Origin of the sequence: Lactococcus cremoris subsp. cremoris KW2 (genome assembly GCF_000468955.1) — a bacterium.
In the GTDB taxonomy this organism is placed as follows: domain Bacteria; phylum Bacillota; class Bacilli; order Lactobacillales; family Streptococcaceae; genus Lactococcus; species Lactococcus cremoris.
Genome location: NC_022369.1, coordinates 2,239,075 through 2,258,464 on the forward strand (window position 1 = coordinate 2,239,075; position 19,390 = coordinate 2,258,464).

Below are 19,390 nucleotides of genomic sequence, written 5' to 3' on the forward strand. Positions count from 1 at the left end.
TTTTATTTTACGCTCTAATTAATCGTTTTAAACTTGAAGTAACTAAGAAAAGAACAATGAAAATCAAAGTTATTGCGGCAGAGGCTGGCGCATCCATATAATAAGAAGCAATCAAACCAGCATTTAACCCAATAAAACTAACAATAACTGAGATAAAAAGCACAGCCTTGAAAGATTTTCCTAATCGCATCGCAATCGAAGCTGGTAACACCATGATCGCTGATACCAATAGAGCTCCCGCTGCCGGAATCATCAGTGCAATCGCAATCCCTGTCACAATATTAAAGGCAATTGAAATCCAGCGAACTGGAAGTCCATCAACAAATGCCGTATCTTCATCAAATGTCATCACATAAAGCGGACGTAAAAATAGAATAAATCCGAGTAGAACAACTGCAGCCAAAACAAAGAGCATAATTACTTGCGAAAGTGAAATTGTGATAATTGAACCAAACAAATATTGCTCTAAACTTACAGAGGTTGCTCCTTTGGAAGAATTTAAAATTAATAAAGCAATAGCAAGACCCGCCGACATCAAAATCGCCGTCGCAATTTCCATGTAATTATGATAAATCGTTCTCAAATATTCTAGAAAAACTGCAGCAATCACTACGGTAATTAAAGTAGTAATCGTTGGATTCCAACTTAATAGCACGCCAAAGGCAACACCCGCTAAAGAAACATGCGATAATGTGTCCGACATTAGACTTTGTCTACGCAGGACAAGAAATACACCAAGTAATGGCGAGAAAATTGAAATTGCTGTCGCTGCTAAGAGAGCATTCCTCATAAAATCATACTGGAATAATTCAAACATTTGCTTTCTCCTCTAATTCTTCTTGCTCTTCTTGGAGAACTCTATCACGGTCAGTATGCAAATCAAAACAAGCGAACTTTCCATTTTTGTCTTTTAATAGATGAATGTTACGGTCAGCGAAATCTTTCACTTCCTCAGGATCATGAGTGACCATTAGGACTGCTTTCCCATGCTTATGGGCCGCATGATGCATCAACTGATAAAAATCACTACTTGATACATCATCCATACCAGTTGTTGGTTCATCAAGGATAAATAAATCAGGGTCACTAGCAAACATTCTCGCAATAGCAATCCTTTGCTTTTGACCTCCCGAAAGTTCACCAATCCGTTTATCGCGATAGTCCCACATACCAACTGAATCAAGAGCTGCCTTGACATGTTCTAAATCATGAGCGCCCATTTTTTTAAACCACCCCTGTCTTGGATAGCGTCCACTCATGACAAATTCATGAACAGAACTCGGAAATCCTGCGTTAAAACTTGCAACTTGCTGCGGAAGGTAGGCAATCCGTAACTTTTCTCCTCTATTATTTTTAGAAGAAATCGTTATTTTCCCTTTCTTTGGTTTTAAAATACCCAAAGTTGTTTTAATTAAAGTTGATTTTGCCGCTCCATTTTCTCCAGTTAAGGTGACAAATTCACCAGAGTCCACATGGTAGCTAATATTTTCTAACACTGGCTCTCTATCATAGTAGAAGGTCAGATTTTCAACATTGATATATCTCATTTTTTTCTCTTTTTATCTTTAATAGTAGCCCTAATTATAGAACTATCTAGTGCCTCTTATTTTTTATTCAAAAACACGAAACTCCCGTTCATAAGAACGAGAGTTTCAAGGAGTTTTATGAAAAGATATTTTTGGAAGAAGTTCATTATAATTCCTTCTTCTTAATTTCCCCTTAAACTCACTTGATTGTTTTCTTCAAAGCTGTCAAGTTTTCTTGCATCAATGTGAGATAGTTATCCCCATTTTTTTTCTGTTGATCCGACAAGCCTTCAACGGTATTGATACCAATTAGATTTGCTCCAACTGATTTTGCCAAAGTTTCTGCAATTTTACTATTTGCATTTCCTTCAAAGTAAACATTTTTAAGTCCGGCTTTTTCCATTTCAGTCTTTAAAGTAGCAAGTGTTGAAGCTGATGGCTCAACTTCTGGGTCGAGTCCAGCAATAGCAATTTCTTTCAAACCATAATCACGTCCAAGGTAAGCAAATGCTTCATGTTGTGTGATAAATGTTTTTTGCTTGGCATTTTTTAGAGTGTCAAATTCACTATCTAACTTTTTCAATTTGACAACATAGTTTGCTGCATTCTTTTCAAAAGTTGTCTTATCTTCTGGGAATTTTTTCCCTAATTCCTCAGCAATTGTATTAACTTCAATAATTGCTTGCTTTGGACTAATCCAAGTATGTGGATCTCCTTTAATTTTATTGACGTCTTTGCTTGCTTCTATTTTGACTCCTTTATTATTCACTTTCAGAGCCCATTTTTCAAGGTCATCAGAATTATAAATAATAGCTTGAGCATTTGTCATTGTTGCAACTTGCTTGGCACTCGGTTCAAATTCGTGAACTTCTTGATTCGCCGGAACAATATTTTCAATTTTAACCTTATCTCCAACAATCGCTTTCGTAAATTCATACATCGGCTCAAAAGTTGTCACAACTTCTGGTTTGTCTGCTGTTTTTTGACAACCAGCAAGAAGTAAAACTGCCGGAATAGCAAATAACATCAATATTTTCTTCATCGAAACTCCTCCGTAAGTACTGATAAGAATTGACTTATCACTTTTTGTTCTTCGTCAGTAAATTTGTCTCCTAATTCTTGGTAGGTACTTAGAGTTTTCTCATGATGAGCAGCATGTTCTTTAGCAACTGGAATTGCTTTTTCTGTCAGGCTCCAAAGGACTACGCGTTCGTCATTTGTTGCCCGACTTGATTTAATCAGTTCTTGCTCTTGTAATTTTTTGAGAGCTTTAGTTACCGCTGCTGGCGAAATCTTGAGTTGCTCGGCAATTCTCGCGTTTGTCGAAACCTCTGCAGCTAGAATCATTAAGATATGTTCTTGCGTGCTTGTTAGCTTAACATTACTTTCGCATTCGCCGAGTAATATTTCATGCTTGTTTTCTGCAAACTGCATAATTGCCCCAAGAAACTGGTCGATTTGATTTGCTAAACTCATAGTATTTCGTCCTCCATAATTAGTTTACTGGTTAATTATATAGCAAAGTAAAAATAATGTCAACCAGTTAACATTATTTTTTACTTTTTTATTTGAAAAATTCTTCCATCCTTAAGCCGAACATCAAAACAATAAGTTTTATTACTAACAGTTTGACCACCGCTAGTTGAATCAGCTGACAGATCTGTCAGTAATTTATAAGTTAAATTTCCACAATCAAAATTAAGTTGACCACTCGTTTTCAAATCCTTTTTAAGAGCCAATGAAACCATTAATTCGGCTGTCAGTCGCTCCTTTTCTATTTTCAATTGCTGAGCTGTAAGCACCTGTTTTTGCAAATAAAACTGTAGAAATAAAGAAAAAATTAGCAGTAAAACCAAAGTATATAAAAGTATCCCTCCTTTTACTTTGTATCTGTAAATCGATAAATAAATACTCGCTCACCTCCATTATCAAAATCAATTGTTATTTTTATCAAATTTTCTTCTGCCTGAATTTTTGCTCCTTTTAAATCATAAAGCATCGGTTGGTATCCTTGCCCTTTATCATCACTTTTACGAAAATCATCCCCTACTAATCCGAACCGTAACTTCTTATCTTTGGTCACATACAAAAAATTTTGATTCACATTGTCTAATTTTGCTCCGGAGAGTTCTGAACGCATTTGTTCACAAAATATTTGCCAATCTTTCCTACTATCATTCTGGCTTATTTTCATCTGTTCTTCAATCATTCTAGTCAGCCCTGAGATGACTAGCACTGAACCAGAAATTGCCAAAAGTGCTACGAGACATTCTAGTAAAGTAAATGCCCTAATTTTGAGCTTCAAGTCGCAAAATTTCCTTTCCATGGTCACTAATAATGGTTGCAGTCGAATCTTGTCTTATTTTTATAACAGAACCATTTAACGATAGTTCCGTCAACTGACTTTCTATTGCCATCTGAGCTACATTTAAGGACTCAATTTGTTGATTTTCTTGTGCCTCTTGCTGACGAGAATTAGTAAGAGAACTCAAGAGAAAAGTGACTAAAAAGCTCAATAATGCCATACTAATTAGGCTCTCAAGAAGTATATATCCCTTAATTGATTTTCTTTTTATATTTTCCACTCCCCATCTCCATTTGATATAAAATTGTTTTCTTCTCATAAGGTAAATAAACTTTGATTTTCTGTAAACTTGAGTTCTCCCCCTTCTCATCAAATTTAATCAAAAATTCTACCATTTCAACCTCTTTGGGAATATCTATCTCTTTGTTTTCATAAATCAATTTCCCATTTTTACTTCCTAAATTTTCTGGACTACTTTGTAGCGCTGCATTCTCCTGACTTATTTTGTATAAATTTTCGAACTGTAAGACAAAGAGTTCTCCCTTAAATAAATGCACTGTTTGAGTCAATTCTGCTGAGAAAAAGAGGGTGATAAAAGAGACAATAAGTAATACCAGTAGAGATTCTAACAATGTGAAGGCTCTAATCATCGAAATTGCGCTGTTCATTTTTATTCTGGTCATAGTAATCATCATAGGCCGTGACTTGCTTTTGCGTAATCATCCCCGCACTTAAAAGTTCTGATAGGTTTGGCTTATCATTATCATGATCCAACTCATAAAGTTGTGCCTGACTTTCAACTACTTTAACTACTGCTGCTTCACCAGTTTTTTGAACTTGTGCTTTTTCTTTTATCAAATTTGGCACAAAAAGCAAAATTAAAATACTGATAATTGCCAACACAATTAACATCTCAATCAAGGTAAATGCTTTTTGCTTTTTTTGACAAAGCTTTCTTCCGTGAATTTTAACTAATGACAAAGCTTTGCTCATTATTAAAGTTATATTTTCTATTTTCATAAATTTCCTTCCTTTTTTTAAATTCCAGAACCCATATTAGAATAAATGGGTAACAACATCGCTGCATACAATAAGACAATCATCAAAGCAACAAAAATAAAAATTAGGGGTTGTATTAATTGCATTAGACGGTCTATCTTAGAAAAGAATTGTTCCCAACATTCATCAGCATAAACAGAAAGCTCCAACCCTAATTTATCTTTAATCGCGCCGTACTCAATCATCAAAGAAAGTTCTGGTAAAAAAATCGAAAAATGACTGACAGCTTGCTCAAAATTCTGACCAGCCTTCAAACCCAAATCAAGTTTAATTCCAACTTCCGCAAAAATGCGACTTTTCTGCTTTTTCATCAATTCTATTATTTGTCGCAATTCAACGCCTTGAGCAATTAAATTTCCCCATTCTCTGGAGAAATAAGCGGTCAAATACAAGCGAATAAAAGAACTTACTAATGGAACTTTGACCAAAAAAGTAAAATTAGTGAGTGCTGAAATATGTTTGAATATTATTATTGATAAACTTGTTAGTAAAACGATTAAAGCACCAACAGAAAAAAATACTAGCGGTAAATGATTAATTAATAAAGTAGCAAAATTATTTCCCTTATCAAGCTGAGGCAACAAATAATTTTTCAAGCCCCACATAATTCCAATGAGAAATACCAACAATACAACTGGATAAGTTGCCACTTCAATTAATTTCTTTTTGACCTTAAGTTGCTTTTTTAAATGCAGTTCTACCAATTGCATGGTTCCTACTAGATTTCCATGCACTTCTACCAAAGCAAGTTGTGTCACAACATTTTTAGAAAAAGAGAGACTTTCTAAAATTTCAGATAATGATTTTCCAGAACTAAGACCTTGGTGCATTTTGAATACAAACTCTTTTTCTACTAATTTTGATAAGGCTAAAAAATTGATAACTTCTCCCAAATTAAAACCATTATTCAAAAGATTCCCCATCAGTTGTATCAATTTTGCTTGCTTGATTAATGCTAATTTTTTCCCTTTCGGCCTCAATAGCCGTAAGATGTCCGTTTGCATATAAGTTCTCAATCTTTTCATTCCATTTTTTCGGCGACCAAGTGTCAAATTTACTTTTCGCAATATCTAATACTCCTTTTCCCGCTATTAACCGTTGATAAACAACTGCCTCTAATCCATTTTTTAATTCCCAATCACTCAAACCCAATTCCAACAAACGTTGAACCACTCCCTTCACGGAAGCCGCATGAATAGTAGAAAAAACTGTATAGCCTGTTAAACTTGCACGCAATACAGCACGAGCTGTCTGCTGATCTCGAATTTCTCCAACAATTAGTAAATCTGGTCGGTGTCTTAAAGAAAGTTTAATTAATTCATCATAACTATTCCCAATTACATCATTAACTTGTAACTGAATAAAATCAGAATCAATTAATTCTACAGGCTCCTCAATAGTGATAACCTGTGCATTTGAAAAATGACGGTGGGCTAAGTCAAACATTAGTGAAGTTTTCCCAGACCCTACTGGCCCAGCAAATAAATAAAGTCCTCGTTTACATCGAAAATCCTGAAGTTTATCATCAAACCAAAACTCAAGTTCTTGTTTTTGGTCATGCAGAAGACGGATAACCAATGATTCGTTTCCTTCAAAATCTCCCACTGTTGAAAGGCGCAAACGTTTTGCCGAACTTCCCTCTAGTTCATACCAACAAGCACCCAGCTGAACACGCCGGCGTTCACCAGTATTCATGCCAGCAAGAAATTTAAAATGAGTAAGTAATGCTAAACCAATCTCTTGGTTAACTTCCTCTATTAAAGTTCGCCCTAATTGTTGACGAATATATATCTTATAAAGATTTCCTGAAGCAATTAAATAAATATCAGAAGCCTCCATCTCAATTGCCTTTTGAATGAGTTCTTGTGCTTTTTTCTGTACCATACTAGAATATACGCAATTTGTTAGTAAATGTAACTAAAAATAGTACAAAAAAAGTCGAAGATATTTCGACTTTTTTAATATAAATGACTAATCTAGCGATTCAATTGCTTAAATCAAAAGAAATCATCAAATAAGCTTAATTGATTATCATCAGGCATCCCTTCAAGAACGCCCATATTGGTCATGTTTTCAATAATGGTTTGTGAAACTCCCCCACGTTTACGAAGTTCCATCTTACTCAAAAATTCACCCTCAGCACGCGCTGCGACGATTTGTTTTGCCACGTTTTCACCCAATCCGTCCATCGTTACAAATGGCGGAATCAAAGTGTCACCGTCAATGACAAACTCCGTAGCCTCAGAGCGGTAAAGGTCAATTTTACCAAAAGTGAAGCCACGCTCTAACATTTCATTACAGAGTTCCAAAGTTGTATAAAGGTTAGTTTCCACATTTGTAGCCTCAAAACCTTTATCCTTAATTTCTTTCATTTTTGCTTTGACTGCTTCAAGACCAGCCCCCATGACACCAATATCAAAGGCCGTTGCCCTGATAGAGAACCATGCGCAGTAATAGAAAATTGGATGATGTACTTTGAAATAAGCCACCCGCAGAGCCATCATAATATAAGCTGCCGCATGGGCTTTAGGGAACATATATTTAATCTTAGAACAAGACTCAATATACCATTCAGGAACCTCATGTTCTCGCATGGCTTCCACATATTTCTCACGTTCTTCGGCAGGAATTTTATTCCACATTCCCTTACGTACATGCTCCATAATTGTAAAAGCAAGACCATTTTCAAGTCCTTTATGGATGAGATAGACCATAATATCATCCCGACAACCGATAACACTTGAAAGGTCGGCAATTCCTGAACGAATTAAATCTTGGGCATTTCCTGACCATACGTCTGTTCCATGGGAAAGTCCAGAAATTTGCAGTAAATCAGCGAAATTTTTGGGTTTGGCTTCGGCAATCATATTCATTGAGGTAAAAGTTCCCATTTCAGGAATCCCAAGAGTCCCGAGTTTTACTCCCAATTGCTCTTCGGTCAAACCTAAAGATTCTGTACCGGTGAAAAGTTTCATCACTCCGGGGTCATCCATCGGAATGTCTTGAGGAACAATACCAGAAAGACTTTGCAATTTTCGAATCATCGTTGGATCATCATGTCCAAGAATATCGAGTTTCAAGATATTATCATGAATGGCATGGAAATCAAAGTGAGTCGTTTGCCATTCGGCATTGACATCGTCGGCTGGAAATTGAACTGGAGAAAAATCATAAACATCCATGTAATTTGGAATAACGATAATCCCGCCTGGGTGTTGACCTGTTGTTCGCTTGACACCCGTCGAGCCGGCAGCTAAACGGTCAATTTCAGCATTGCCATAAAATTGGTCATAGTCACGTTCGTAGCCTTTGACGAAACCAAAAGCCGTTTTTTCGGCAACCGTACCAATTGTTCCCGCCCGAAAAGCGTAATCTTCCCCGAAAATATCGCGAACGTCCAAGTGAGCCAAAGGTTGGTCATCCCCTGAAAAGTTCAAGTCAATATCGGGAACTTTGTCCCCCTTGAAACCTAGGAAAGTTTCAAAGGGAATATCGTGACCATCTTTGATGAGTTTGTGGTCACATTTAGGACAATTTTTATCCGGCATATCATAACCTGAACCGAAAGATCCATCATCATAGCATTCAAAATATTGACATTCTGGGCAACGGTAATGAGGTGCCAGTGGATTTACTTCGGTAATTCCAATCATGGTCGCAACCAGTGACGAACCTACTGATCCCCGTGAACCAACAATATATCCACGCTCATTGGAACGCTTTACAAGTTCTTGCGAAATAATATACACGACTGAGAAACCATTCCCCAAAATCGACCGCAGTTCTTTTTCAAGCCTTGCATCAATAATATCTGGCAATGGATTTCCATACCACTCGTGGGCTTTTTCATAAGTCAAGCGAACAATCCGCTCTTCTGAGGTTTCTCCTCCGTCAAAGACCATTTTAGGAGTATATAAATCATCACGAACAGGAGTGAGAACATCGAACTCATCAGCCATTTTTTGGGTATTGTCAATGACAATTTCACGCGCTGTTTTCTCATCAAGAAAACTAAAGGCTTCAAGCATTTCATCAGTTGTTCTAAAGTGAGCTTCAGGTAATGGCAATGGTTTAGCGTGTTCCCCATGTCCTTGTGTCCAGTTAATTTCTGCCCCAAGACCTAGTGAACGGACAATAATTTCACGATAAATGGCATCTTCCGGATTCAGATAATGGAGATTTCCTGTGGCCAGAACTGGCTTGCCAAGCGTTTTTCCGATTTTTATCAAATCTTTAAGCGTTTGTTCCAATTCTTTTTCTGATTTGAAAGAGCCGCCGACAACAAGTGAGCGATAAAGTGCTGGTGGGAAAACTTCAATGAAATCATAAAATTTAGCAATTTCAAGCGTTTCTTCAAAAGTTTTATTAATCGCTGCATCGAAGACTTCGCCGACTTCACAGGCTGAACCAACAAGTAATCCCTCGCGATTGGCTTCCAAAACTGACCGAGGAAGACGAGGAAGACCAGCATAATATTTCACATTTCCAAAACTAACAATCTTGAAGAGATTTTTAAGTCCTTCTTGTGTTTTGGCATATAAAGTCACGTGTTTTGGTCGTACTTTTTTATAAGAATCTTCACTGACCAACTTGGCATTAAGTTCTAACAGACTTGTCCACCCTGTGTTTCTGGTCCGTAATTCTTCCAAGAATACAAAGAGCAAACGCCCGGTTGCTTCCGCGTCAAAATTGGCCATATGGTGATGTTCAAGTCCGATTTGGAATTTCTTAGTCAATTGACCCAGACCAAAACGTTTCATTTCTGGGTAAAGATTACGGGCAAATTCAAGAGTATCAACGACAGGTTGACTAATAATCGGCAGCCCATTTCGTGAATAGTTCATATTCATGAAGCCCACGTCAAAGGATGCATTATGAGCGACAAGAATTGTTCCTTCGCAAAATTTTTGAAATTTCGTCAGTACTTCATAAAGCGGTTTGGCATTTTTGACATGGTCATCAGTAATTCCGGTTAGTTCTGTTGTAAATTCGCTCAAACGATAACCCGGATTAATAAATTCATCAAATTCATCAATGGGATTTCCTTTGTGCATTTTTGTTGCTGCAATTTGAATCAAATCATTATGAACTGCTGAAAGACCTGTTGTTTCGACGTCAAAGACGACATAAGTTGATTCATACATATCAACATCTGTTTCATTAAATACAATTGGGATTTTGTCTTCGACAAGATTGGCCTCGACTCCATAAATAATCTTGACCCCATTCTTTTTACCTGCCGAGTGAGCCTCAGGGAAAGATTGCAAGCCCCCATGGTCAGTAATTGCAATGGCTTTGTGTCCCCATTTTGCAGCCTGAGCAACTAAACTTGAAGCTGACGGAATCGCGTCCATTTGGCTCATATTAGTATGGGCATGAAACTCAACACGTTTTTCGTCAGACTTATCTTCACGAACATTTTGTGTCGGAATTTCAATCAAATCAGTCAATTGTAGCACTAAATCATTTTTGAAATTGTCCCGTTGAACATTCCCGCGAACTCGACACCATAGTCCCGCTTTAATTTGTTTGGCCAATTGAATTTCTTCTTCGCCACGTAACCACTTTTGCACATAAAAACTTGACGTGTAATCAGTCATTTCAAATTCAAGAAGATAACTGATATTTCCTGTCTTACGTGATTTGATTTCGCGGAGTTCCCCTTTGAAGACATAACCTTCAAAAACAACGGGACCGTTAGTAGAAAATTCACTGACAGAACGCATCGGAGTGACTGGCTCATTATTTTTGATTTCACGGCCCAGTTGAATTTTATCTGATTTTACAGCTTTGATTTGGAGAGCCACACGGTCAATGGTTGGTTTAGGTTTGATTTCAACAACCGCATTTGCCGTCATTACTAAGTCATCTTTGTATTTGTCGTGTTCAATATTTCCTTGCACACGTAACCAAAGGGCATCAGATAGGCTGTCAGTAAAATTATCCGCTCCGTCAGTAAGAATTTTTTCATTCATGGCTTTAACGGTGCTGACAATTTGGTCAAATTGTGCAATTTCTTCGTCCTTACGACCCCATTTGGAAATCATAAAGGTTGATGTTTCATCAGCCATTTTCAATTCTAAAATATGATTGACTTTACCTGATTCTTTTCCTGTAAATTCGCGATGTGCGGCCTCAAAAACAAGACCTTCAAAGATAACCCCAAAGCCTTCCCCGGCGATGAAAGACATACTGGTAATTGGACTTTGTCCACTGATTTTTCGACCAAAGAAAATCCCATCAGAAAGTGCCGTCTCTACAAATTCTGGTTTGGCTTCTCTAGTATTTTTACTTTCACGTTCCTCTGAGCGTTGTTTTTTAAGCTCCGAAACTTGAGCTTGCTCTGCCGTTTGAGCGGCCAAGCGAGCGGCTACTTTTTCGGCATGAGCAGCCACCTGTAAGTCGGTTAATTGTTGATCAACCACTGGAATAATTTTTAATTTTCCAAAACCAAAATCTGCGAATTTTTCTTCTAAAATTGGAAAGTATTTTTCAACAAAAAAGTCCATTCGTGGATTATCTTCAACCATCAACTGAATTTTTTCTTCCTGCAATTCAAGATGATATTTCTTAAAAATACTTGAAAATGCAGAATCACAAAGTTCAGGAAGTGTCAGCGCATATTGATAATAATCATTAAGTTTTTGCTCGTCAATGACTATTTCACGGCTACTGACAGAAATTTCTGTACGAGCGATTGTAGAAAAAGCTGTCTCTGTCAATTCTGTCAGTAATTTATATGTGTCAATTGGTAAAATCTCGTCAAAAATTAACTGAAAGTGCCAGAGCTTACTTGCCGTATGCACTTCAACATTTTCAATATCAGCATGCTCAAACTGTCTAGAACGACGCAAGTTTGGTGGCATTTTGATCTGATCCATCAATTTCTCAAAAAGATTTTCCATGTTTTTCGACCCTTTATCTTATTTTTTCTATCTTCAAATAAATAGAATTTCAGTTCTCATTATAGCATAAAAAAATGATGATTTTCATGATTTTTTTCAAGAATAAAATAACTGACAAAGCTGTCAGTTAATTCATTTTTACTTACTAATGACCGACAGTTCTGTCAGTAAAATTATTTGTTCGTTGAATGATTATTTTCATCCATTTCCCAAAAATAGAGTGCTTCTTCCAAAGTCTGTGCCTCACCACGTTTCATATAACGAATCATGTGGCTAACCGTTTCAATTGTTTTAAATTCTGCTGGAATTCGTTCAAAGTGATTTAATTCTTTTTGAATTTTTTCTTCTTCTTCTTTAAGTTTCTTCAATTCAGAAGCTAGAGATTCTTTTCTTCTGACACTTTCTTGCTCTAAAGATAGTTTTTTCTCAAATTTTCTTGAATCATATCTAAATAAAAGGCAAAAAGCCAATAAATACAAAAGAGAGATGACTAGTAACAGAAAAAATGATAGTTTGAAATAGACCCCGACCGCTATGATAGCAATGAAAAGAACCAGTTTAATAAATAGAGATTTACCCTGACGACGACGAATTCTCTGTTTATTAGAATGCTCCGAAAAAAACTCAATATTTTGCTCTACCTTTGCCAAATCTTCAAGCAGTTGGAGTACTTTTTGGCAATAAATTAAATCTCTATTGGTCTTTTCCACAAAAAACTACCTTTCATTCTCTCTGACTAGCCGAGCAAGGATCCGATTAAAGCCTCGTGGGTCTTTGTATCCATGTTCAAAATAAAAATCTGTAAACTCAATATCTTCAATTCTCAATTGTTGCTGAATCGCAAGTGAGAAAATATTAACATATTCTGCCATATCACTCGTTTTTCCGATACATTGTAAACCAAGAATTTGATGCGTGCGTCTTTCATAAATCATCCAAATATTGCTTGGCAGACGCCCTTCGAGATGTTCATTTAATAAGTGCACAGCATCTGCATCATAACCAAAACCAACCGCTTGTTTCATTGTAATTCCAGTCATGGCCATTACTAAATTTTTCATCGGAACATGATAAGTTCCTTGAGTGCTCGTAATTTTTTGCCGAGCTTCTAGCAAATTAATAGCCGCAATTTCTCCGTCTCGAACAGCATCTGACGCATGTGGAAGATAACGATTCTCTTCTAATAAATTGACATAAGTCGTTGAGACGTCACCCACTGCAAAAACATCAGGACAGCTTGTTTGCATGTATTCATCAACTACGACTGCACCTCTATCGCCTAACTCAACTTGTTGATTCAAAAGATAAGAATTAGGACGAAAACCGATTGTAAAGATGACCCCATCAACAGCAATCTTTTGACCATTTGTTGTTTGAACCACCGTATTTTCTCCATCAACGCTAATTTCTGTTACTTCAGTATTTAATAAGAGACGAGTTCCTTCAGCATTCATCCAACTTTCCAACAACCGGCTGGCAGGTTCATCAAGATAATCATTCAAAAGATTTTTATTGCGGTGAATGAGTGTCGTTTGAATTCCTCTATCTTGTGTGATTCGAGCAACTTCAACACCAGTCATTCCACCGCCAATTACTGCAATATTTTTAGCTGTTGCCAAAAATTCTTCAGCCTTTATTGCATCTTCCATACTCTTCAAAAAGTAAAGATTACTTTTTTTATCAAAAGGAACCGAGGTCATCGCCGGATATGAGCCCGTCGCTAAAATTAATTTATCATAATCGGTAACTTTTGTTTTCTTTGAGTTACTTCTACGGTAAAATACTTTTTTATGATTTGTATCAATTTCTTCTATCACAGTTTCCATCTGCATGTTCAATCCCGCTTCTTTTAATTCTTCTACCGAAGAATAGCTAGATTGATTAAGGACAGATTTTTGACCCGCGAGGTAAGAAATAATTCCTTGAGAAACAAAAGAAACCTGATTACGCTTATCATAAAGCGTAATCTCGGCTTCTGGGTATTCTTCAAGCGCCCGTAAACCAGCACAAATTCCGGCATGGGAGCTTCCAACAATAACAATTTTCATCGTAAATCTCTTTTTTATTTACTTAAAATTTCAATGGTATTAACAAGTTCATCTTTGTTGATTTCAACAACTTCACCTGTCGCACGAATTTTAACTTCAACGATTCCCTCAGCTGCTTTTTTACCGATTGTTACACGAACTGGAAGTCCAATCAAATCACTATCAGCAAATTTCACCCCTGCACGTTCATTACGGTCATCAACTAAAACTTGGTAACCTTTACCACGGAGTTTTTCTTCAAGTTCAGAAGTTAATTCCATTGCTGCTTCATCTTTAACATTGACAGGTACAAGGTGAATGTCAAATGGTGCCAATTCTTTAGGGAAATTGATTGACCAGCTAAATTTGAATTCTTCTCTTGGTGTTTTTTCAACATAGATACGGGCAAATTGTTCCAAAATAGCTGAAAGCAAACGACTGACACCGATTCCGTAGCAGCCCATGAGCATTGGAATTGAACGACCATTGGCATCAAGAATATTAGCATTCATAGCCTCTGTATAGCGAGTGCCCAATTTAAAGATGTGGCCAATTTCAATCCCACGTGCAAATTTCAAAGTTCCACGACCATCTGGTGAAATTTCACCTTCATTAACTGTGCGTAAATCAACAAATTCTTCAACTTCAAAATCACGACCGAAATTAGCATTCTTGTAATGATAGCCATCAACATTCGCACCAACCACTGCATTTTTAATTAACTCAACTTTGCGGTCAGCAATAATTCGAACATTTTCAAGACCAATAGGTCCAAGTGAACCAAAATGAGCTCCAAATTTTTCTTCAACTTCTGCTTCACTTGCAGCTTCAATAAATGACGCTCCAAGATGGTTAGTTAATTTCACTTCATTAAGTTGGTCATTCCCGTTTAACAAAATAACAATTAACTCATCATCAGCATGATAAACCAAAGTTTTAACCGTTTGTTCTTCATCAATTTCAAGGAAGTTTGATACTTCATCAATTGTTTTAGCCCCTGGTGTTGCTACTTTTTCAAGTTCAAGTTCTTCTGTATAAGCGACATTTGGTTCAAACTGGCTTGTTGCCATTTCAATGTTTGCAGCGTAATCGCCACCTTCAGCATAAACAATGGTATCTTCACCAGCAACCAACCATTTACCAAGTTCTTCTTGGATTTCTGAAAGGACAGATTCTGGAATTTCATCAATTGAAGTAATATTTTTACTTAAAACAAGCCATTTTTCGAGATTGATGCGGTCATCAGTAATCGCAATAAACTCTTGACTATCTTTACCACCCATTGCACCAGCATCGGCAATAATTGGTTTAAAGTTCAAACCAGCACGCTCAAAGATTTTTTCGTAAGCTTTTTTATAATCAAGATAAGTTTCATCTAATGAATCTTGGTCAGCATGGTAACTATAACCATCTTTCATCAAGAACTCACGACCACGCAATAAACCATAACGCGGACGTTTTTCATCACGGAATTTTGTCGCAATTTGGTAAACATTGAGTGGTAATTTTTTATAAGAAGTGATTTCGTCACGGACAAGAGAAGTCATTGTTTCCTCATGAGTTGGTCCTAAAATGAAATCAGAACTATCACGGTTTTTTAATTTATATAAATCTTCTCCGTATGTTTCGTAACGACCAGATTCACGCCAAAGGTCTGCTGTCAAAAGACTTGGAGCAAGAAGTTCTACAGCACCAATTTCATCAAACTCTTCACGCATGATATTTTTCAACTTTTCAAGTACACGATTTGCCAATGGCAAGTAGGCATAAATCCCTGCTGAAACTTGGCGAACATATCCTGCACGCATCAGTAAAGCATGGCTAATAACCTGGGCATCAGAAGGCATTTCTCGAAGGGTTGGTATAAGCATTTTTGATTGTTTCATAATTTTAAAATTTCCTTTATGAGTATGGTTCAACTTCTTTTTTTCTGAATAGAAGACGAATAGATAATATTAGTTGACAAAAGCCCGTAGAATGTCATTCCATGTTACGGCCACAAAGAGCACAAGCATGAAGACAACTCCGACTAATGTGATAATTGATTCTTTCTCAGGCGAAAGTGCTTTGCCACGAATTGCTTCAATAATATTTAAGACGATTTTTCCACCGTCAAGCACTGGAATAGGGAAAAGATTGACAATTCCTAAGTTAATTGAGAGCATAGCTAACAACTGAATAATTGTTGGCAAACCTGCTCTTGCCGCTTGTCCGCTGAGTTGATAGATGGCAACTGGCCCACCCAGTTTATCAAGACTCGGTCGTGCAATCAGACTTCCTAATGCTCTGAAAATTGCTGTGGTCGCTTGTCCTGCTTGAACAAAACCACCTGTAATTTTATCAAAGAAGCCTGTTTTCATAGATTGCATGATTCCAACACGATAACTGCCATCCATCTTTTTAGGGGTAACTGCCAAAGTTTCTGATTTGCCTGAGCGGCTAATTTCAAGTTTTAATTCTTTTCCATTAGAACTTGAAATTTCTGTGACCAATTTATCCCAATCTGCTGTTTTAGTTCCATTGACAGCTTGAATTTTATCTCCAGATTTCAAGCCTGCAGTGTAGGCTGGTGTTCCTTTTTCTACTTGCCCAATAGCATTAGAATTTGATGGAACGCCTCCTTGAATAAAAGTTAAAACGATAAAAGCGACAAGCCCTAGAATAAAGTTATTCAAAGGACCACCGAAATTCGTCAACATCTTATGGAAGACCCCTGCTGATTGATATTGAACATCAAGAGGAGCAATCCGGACTTCAGTGCCATCTTCTTCAATAATTGTGGCATCATGGTCAACTGAATAACGTTTGATTTCTCCAAACACTTCTCCTTCAATGAAAAGTTCTTTTTCAAAATCATATTCAGTGATTAACATTGGAACAGCTTCTTCTAATTCCACATGTTCTGACAGATTAATTCTTCTGACAATATTACTGACAGAATTTTCATCTCCTGAATTTACTGCTTCAGATTTACTGACAACCAGACTTGCAGCTTGTCCTTTTTTTATTTCAGTTTTATCATCACCCCAGCCGGCCAAACGAACATAGCCTCCAAGTGGTAAAATTCGAATCGTGTAGAGCGTTCCATCTTTTGCTTGATGAGCAAAAATCTTCGGCCCCATTCCTACGGCATATTCACGCACTAGAATTCCAGAACGTTTTGCCCACCAAAGGTGACCATATTCATGAATAGCGACAATAATACCAAAAATAATAATAAAAGTAATCAGAGTTTCTATCAATCGACTTCCTCCTTTAGATTAGAACAGTCCAAGTAGATGCATAATCGGAAAAACAAAAATAAGATTATCAAAACGGTCAAGAATTCCACCATGACCTGGTAAAATTTTACCAGAATCTTTCACGCCAAAATGACGTTTAATGCTTGACTCCACGAGGTCACCAATCTGTCCAACAACAGAAAAGATAATGGTGAATGCAATAAGTTTTATATAACCAATATGTGGTAACTCTTTGGTAAATAGAAAATACATAATTAGAGCAACGACAACAGCTGAAACAATCCCACCAAGCGATCCAATCACCGTTTTATTTGGTGAAACAGAAGGTAAAAGTTTTTGTGGGAAACGGTCTTTGAGTGACCGACCAAAAGCATATGCTCCAATATCTGTCGCCCAAACAATAAAGAGGGCTAAAAAGACAATATAAACACTTGTTTGGCGTGCTGTCAGTAAATTTTGAAAACCAATTCCTACGTAGAAAGCCGAAAGGAATGGAAAACCAGCATCAACAAAAGAATATTTTCCGTTTGAAAGCACCATTCCTGTCAGCATTGCAAACAAGAAAAGGGTAAAGAGCATCACTCCACCGTCAACATTAAGCCCTAGCCAGTGTTTCCCAACTGGTAAAGCAAGTGAAAGGGCGGCTAAAGTTGCTAAAATTCCTTCAAATGATAATAATTGAAGCTTGTACATTCGAAATAGCTCTTGCATGGCAATAATAACAAGCAATGCGACTAAAATTTGGAAGTAAGCACCTCCCAAGAGCAAAAGGGCTAGAAAAATCCCTCCTGCAACCACTCCTGTGATAATTCGTTGCATCATTATTTGACTCCTCCATATCTGCGGTCACGCTTTTGGAACGCAGCAATCGCTTTGTCCAATTCCGCTTCATCAAAGTCGGGCCAAGCGGTTTGCGCAAAATATAATTCACTATAAGCTGACTGCCAAGTCAAGAAATTAGACATCCGTTGTTCACCTGACGTTCTGATAATCAAATCGGGATCCCGAAGATTTTCCGGCAAAACAGCTGTTTGCAGATGTTTTGATAAATCTTCTTCGGTCAGTGTACTTAAGTCCTGTCCACTCTTAGCAAGTTCTTGAATGGCTAAGATGATATCACGACGTCCACCATAATTCATCGCAAAATTCAAAATCATTCCAGTATTTTCAGAAGTTTCTCGAGCCGCACGGTCAATAGAGTCTAAGGTTGCTTTTGGCATTCCTGCTCGTTCACCAATCATACGGATTTGAATATTTTCTTCTTTTAAAACTGGAACATATTTGCTGTAAAAGTCAATCGGTAAGCTCATAATGAATTTTACTTCATCTACTGGTCTTGTCCAATTTTCGGTAGAAAAAGCATAAACAGTCATCACTTTAATTCCACGTCTTGCACCATGAACGGCAACATCTTTTAGCGAATCCATTCCTGCTTTATGACCAAAAATTCGTGGTTTCCCCTTCTTTTTGGCCCATCGTCCATTACCATCCATGATAATCCCGATATGCTCTGGAAGTAATTCTTCTTGTTCTTTATTTTTTAAGTTATTAAACATAGTACCTCACATGGGAATTTTATGCAAAAATTGTATTTCATAAACTCACCAATATACTCTTTGGTTATTAAAGTTCTATTGAGATAAGAGCTTTCTGAAAAATAAAATTCTCTCATCCATTTTCAAAACTTTATTCGATACTTTCTCAAAAAGACAGTATTACTTTTCCATTTTACCATATTTTGATATAGATTTGTATCTCAAATTTTATTCGTCAGTATTCAAGTTTTATTCTTTTTGATAAATTCAAATTACCGATTGTTCTGTCAGTAAATAATTTTATAAAAAAATCCTGTCAGTAACTGACAGGAAAATAAATTGAGTCTATTGCCTCATCAAGAAAAAATAAATTATTTTTCTTCAATTGGGCTTTCCACTTTTGTTTCTTCTACTGTTTCTTCAACAACAGTTGCTTCTGGTGTTACACCACTTTTAACTGTTTTTACAGCTGCACGGTCAAAAGTTAAAATAACTCCTTCACAATCAAGTTCAATTGTTCCTTTTGCTGAATCAATACTTGAAAGAATTCCGTGTAAACCGCCAATTGTTACGATTTCTGAACCTGGTTGCATCGCATCCAATTGTTCTTGACGTTTTGATTGTTGTTTCTTTTGTTGACGGTTCATAAAGAACATCATCCCACCCATAACAACAACGATAAAAATAAGAGATAAGCCTGACATTTCTGTCTCCTTTGTAAGTTTTATTCAAATTTAAGTCCATTTCCGAACATTCTTCTTATTTTATCATAGTTTGAAAACTCTGTCAAA

The 19,390-nt window shown here is 36.8% G+C and carries 18 protein-coding genes and 2 pseudogenes; all 20 read right to left on the reverse strand.

From position 1 onward, the window contains the following. Nucleotides 1-7: 7 nt before the first annotated feature. The 20 genes and pseudogenes from KW2_RS10805 to yajC all read right to left on the reverse strand — a co-directional run bounded on the left by KW2_RS10805 (nucleotide 8) and on the right by yajC (nucleotide 19,303). The gene (locus KW2_RS10805) at nucleotides 8-817 is read right to left on the reverse strand and encodes a metal ABC transporter permease (protein WP_011677177.1); all 810 of its coding nucleotides are present in this window, start codon (nucleotides 815-817) and stop codon (nucleotides 8-10) included. After that, entirely contained in the window at nucleotides 810-1,547 is a 738-nt protein-coding gene (locus KW2_RS10810) for a metal ABC transporter ATP-binding protein (RefSeq protein WP_011836039.1), read from the reverse strand. The genes KW2_RS10805 and KW2_RS10810 overlap by 8 nt, the downstream gene beginning before the upstream one ends. 178 nt (nucleotides 1,548-1,725) lie before the next feature. Continuing rightward, a complete protein-coding gene (locus tag KW2_RS10815) occupies nucleotides 1,726-2,568 on the reverse strand; it encodes a metal ABC transporter solute-binding protein, Zn/Mn family (RefSeq protein ID WP_011677179.1) in 843 nt (280 codons plus the stop codon). Beyond that, nucleotides 2,565-3,002, reverse strand: coding sequence for a zinc-dependent MarR family transcriptional regulator (locus KW2_RS10820; protein WP_011836041.1), 438 nt, complete (start codon nucleotides 3,000-3,002; stop codon nucleotides 2,565-2,567). The genes KW2_RS10815 and KW2_RS10820 overlap by 4 nt, the downstream gene beginning before the upstream one ends. Nucleotides 3,003-3,082: 80 nt before the next feature. After that, nucleotides 3,083-3,382, reverse strand: a complete 300-nt coding sequence (comGG, locus tag KW2_RS10825) for a competence type IV pilus minor pilin ComGG (RefSeq protein WP_021037947.1) — start codon at nucleotides 3,380-3,382, stop codon at nucleotides 3,083-3,085. 23 nt (nucleotides 3,383-3,405) lie between these two features. Continuing rightward, on the reverse strand, nucleotides 3,406-3,831 hold the full coding sequence (gene comGF, locus KW2_RS10830) for a competence type IV pilus minor pilin ComGF (protein WP_014735174.1): 426 nt from the start codon (nucleotides 3,829-3,831) through the stop codon (nucleotides 3,406-3,408). Beyond that, complete coding sequence (comGE, locus tag KW2_RS10835; RefSeq protein WP_014735175.1) at nucleotides 3,815-4,111, reverse strand: competence type IV pilus minor pilin ComGE; 297 nt, start codon at nucleotides 4,109-4,111, stop codon at nucleotides 3,815-3,817. Before comGE ends, comGF begins: the two co-directional genes overlap by 17 nt. Further along, nucleotides 4,083-4,526, reverse strand: coding sequence for a competence type IV pilus minor pilin ComGD (comGD, locus tag KW2_RS10840; RefSeq protein ID WP_096816401.1), 444 nt, complete (start codon nucleotides 4,524-4,526; stop codon nucleotides 4,083-4,085). The genes comGE and comGD overlap by 29 nt, the downstream gene beginning before the upstream one ends. Beyond that, nucleotides 4,474-4,824, reverse strand: coding sequence for a competence type IV pilus major pilin ComGC (gene comGC / locus KW2_RS10845; RefSeq protein ID WP_051303741.1), 351 nt, complete (start codon nucleotides 4,822-4,824; stop codon nucleotides 4,474-4,476). Before comGC ends, comGD begins: the two co-directional genes overlap by 53 nt. A 44-nt stretch (nucleotides 4,825-4,868) precedes the next feature. Continuing rightward, complete coding sequence (gene comGB, locus KW2_RS10850) at nucleotides 4,869-5,894, reverse strand: competence type IV pilus assembly protein ComGB (RefSeq protein WP_042211510.1); 1,026 nt, start codon at nucleotides 5,892-5,894, stop codon at nucleotides 4,869-4,871. Then, nucleotides 5,794-6,774 carry a competence type IV pilus ATPase ComGA gene (gene comGA, locus KW2_RS10855; protein WP_011836048.1) on the reverse strand — a complete coding sequence of 327 codons (981 nt, stop codon included), beginning with the start codon at nucleotides 6,772-6,774 and terminating at the stop codon, nucleotides 5,794-5,796. The genes comGB and comGA overlap by 101 nt, the downstream gene beginning before the upstream one ends. Nucleotides 6,775-6,887: 113 nt before the next feature. Further along, a pseudogene (locus KW2_RS10860) lies at nucleotides 6,888-10,670 on the reverse strand (PolC-type DNA polymerase III); the annotation flags it as partial. A gap of 531 nt (nucleotides 10,671-11,201) precedes the next feature. Then, a pseudogene (locus KW2_RS12375) lies at nucleotides 11,202-11,795 on the reverse strand (PolC-type DNA polymerase III N-terminal domain-containing protein); the annotation flags it as partial. A gap of 173 nt (nucleotides 11,796-11,968) precedes the next feature. Beyond that, on the reverse strand, nucleotides 11,969-12,505 hold the full coding sequence (locus KW2_RS10865) for a hypothetical protein (protein ID WP_021037952.1): 537 nt from the start codon (nucleotides 12,503-12,505) through the stop codon (nucleotides 11,969-11,971). A gap of 6 nt (nucleotides 12,506-12,511) precedes the next feature. After that, nucleotides 12,512-13,843: an NAD(P)/FAD-dependent oxidoreductase gene (locus KW2_RS10870; protein ID WP_021037953.1), complete on the reverse strand. Its 1,332-nt coding sequence runs from the start codon at nucleotides 13,841-13,843 to the stop codon at nucleotides 12,512-12,514. A 14-nt stretch (nucleotides 13,844-13,857) separates the two neighbouring features. Continuing rightward, nucleotides 13,858-15,708 (reverse strand): proline--tRNA ligase, encoded by a 1,851-nt coding sequence (locus tag KW2_RS10875; RefSeq protein ID WP_021037954.1) that lies wholly within the window; start codon nucleotides 15,706-15,708, stop codon nucleotides 13,858-13,860. Nucleotides 15,709-15,777: 69 nt separating this feature from the next. Continuing rightward, nucleotides 15,778-17,064 (reverse strand): RIP metalloprotease RseP, encoded by a 1,287-nt coding sequence (gene rseP / locus KW2_RS10880; RefSeq protein WP_021037955.1) that lies wholly within the window; start codon nucleotides 17,062-17,064, stop codon nucleotides 15,778-15,780. A gap of 18 nt (nucleotides 17,065-17,082) precedes the next feature. Next, nucleotides 17,083-17,886 carry a phosphatidate cytidylyltransferase gene (locus KW2_RS10885; protein ID WP_011677190.1) on the reverse strand — a complete coding sequence of 268 codons (804 nt, stop codon included), beginning with the start codon at nucleotides 17,884-17,886 and terminating at the stop codon, nucleotides 17,083-17,085. Next, entirely contained in the window at nucleotides 17,886-18,620 is a 735-nt protein-coding gene (locus KW2_RS10890; RefSeq protein WP_011836054.1) for an isoprenyl transferase, read from the reverse strand. Before KW2_RS10890 ends, KW2_RS10885 begins: the two co-directional genes overlap by 1 nt. Before the next feature lie 350 nt (nucleotides 18,621-18,970). Then, nucleotides 18,971-19,303, reverse strand: a complete 333-nt coding sequence (gene yajC / locus KW2_RS10895) for a preprotein translocase subunit YajC (protein WP_011836055.1) — start codon at nucleotides 19,301-19,303, stop codon at nucleotides 18,971-18,973. Nucleotides 19,304-19,390: the final 87 nt, after the last annotated feature.

Excerpts from the sequence above, each read along its gene's own strand:
- KW2_RS10805 (WP_011677177.1), bottom strand. The coding sequence starts at position 817 with ATGTTTGAATTATTCCAGTATGATTTTATGAGGAATGCTCTCTTAGCA.
- KW2_RS10810 (WP_011836039.1), bottom strand. The coding sequence starts at position 1,547 with ATGAGATATATCAATGTTGAAAATCTGACCTTCTACTATGATAGAGAG.
- KW2_RS10815 (WP_011677179.1), bottom strand. The coding sequence starts at position 2,568 with ATGAAGAAAATATTGATGTTATTTGCTATTCCGGCAGTTTTACTTCTT.
- KW2_RS10820 (WP_011836041.1), bottom strand. The coding sequence starts at position 3,002 with ATGAGTTTAGCAAATCAAATCGACCAGTTTCTTGGGGCAATTATGCAG.
- comGD (WP_096816401.1), bottom strand. The coding sequence starts at position 4,526 with ATGATGATTACTATGACCAGAATAAAAATGAACAGCGCAATTTCGATG.
- comGC (WP_051303741.1), bottom strand. The coding sequence starts at position 4,824 with ATGAGCAAAGCTTTGTCATTAGTTAAAATTCACGGAAGAAAGCTTTGT.
- comGB (WP_042211510.1), bottom strand. The coding sequence starts at position 5,894 with ATGCAAACGGACATCTTACGGCTATTGAGGCCGAAAGGGAAAAAATTA.
- comGA (WP_011836048.1), bottom strand. The coding sequence starts at position 6,774 with ATGGTACAGAAAAAAGCACAAGAACTCATTCAAAAGGCAATTGAGATG.
- KW2_RS10870 (WP_021037953.1), bottom strand. The coding sequence starts at position 13,843 with ATGAAAATTGTTATTGTTGGAAGCTCCCATGCCGGAATTTGTGCTGGT.
- KW2_RS10875 (WP_021037954.1), bottom strand. The coding sequence starts at position 15,708 with ATGAAACAATCAAAAATGCTTATACCAACCCTTCGAGAAATGCCTTCT.
- KW2_RS10885 (WP_011677190.1), bottom strand. The coding sequence starts at position 17,886 with ATGATGCAACGAATTATCACAGGAGTGGTTGCAGGAGGGATTTTTCTA.
- KW2_RS10890 (WP_011836054.1), bottom strand. The coding sequence starts at position 18,620 with ATGTTTAATAACTTAAAAAATAAAGAACAAGAAGAATTACTTCCAGAG.
- yajC (WP_011836055.1), bottom strand. The coding sequence starts at position 19,303 with ATGTCAGGCTTATCTCTTATTTTTATCGTTGTTGTTATGGGTGGGATG.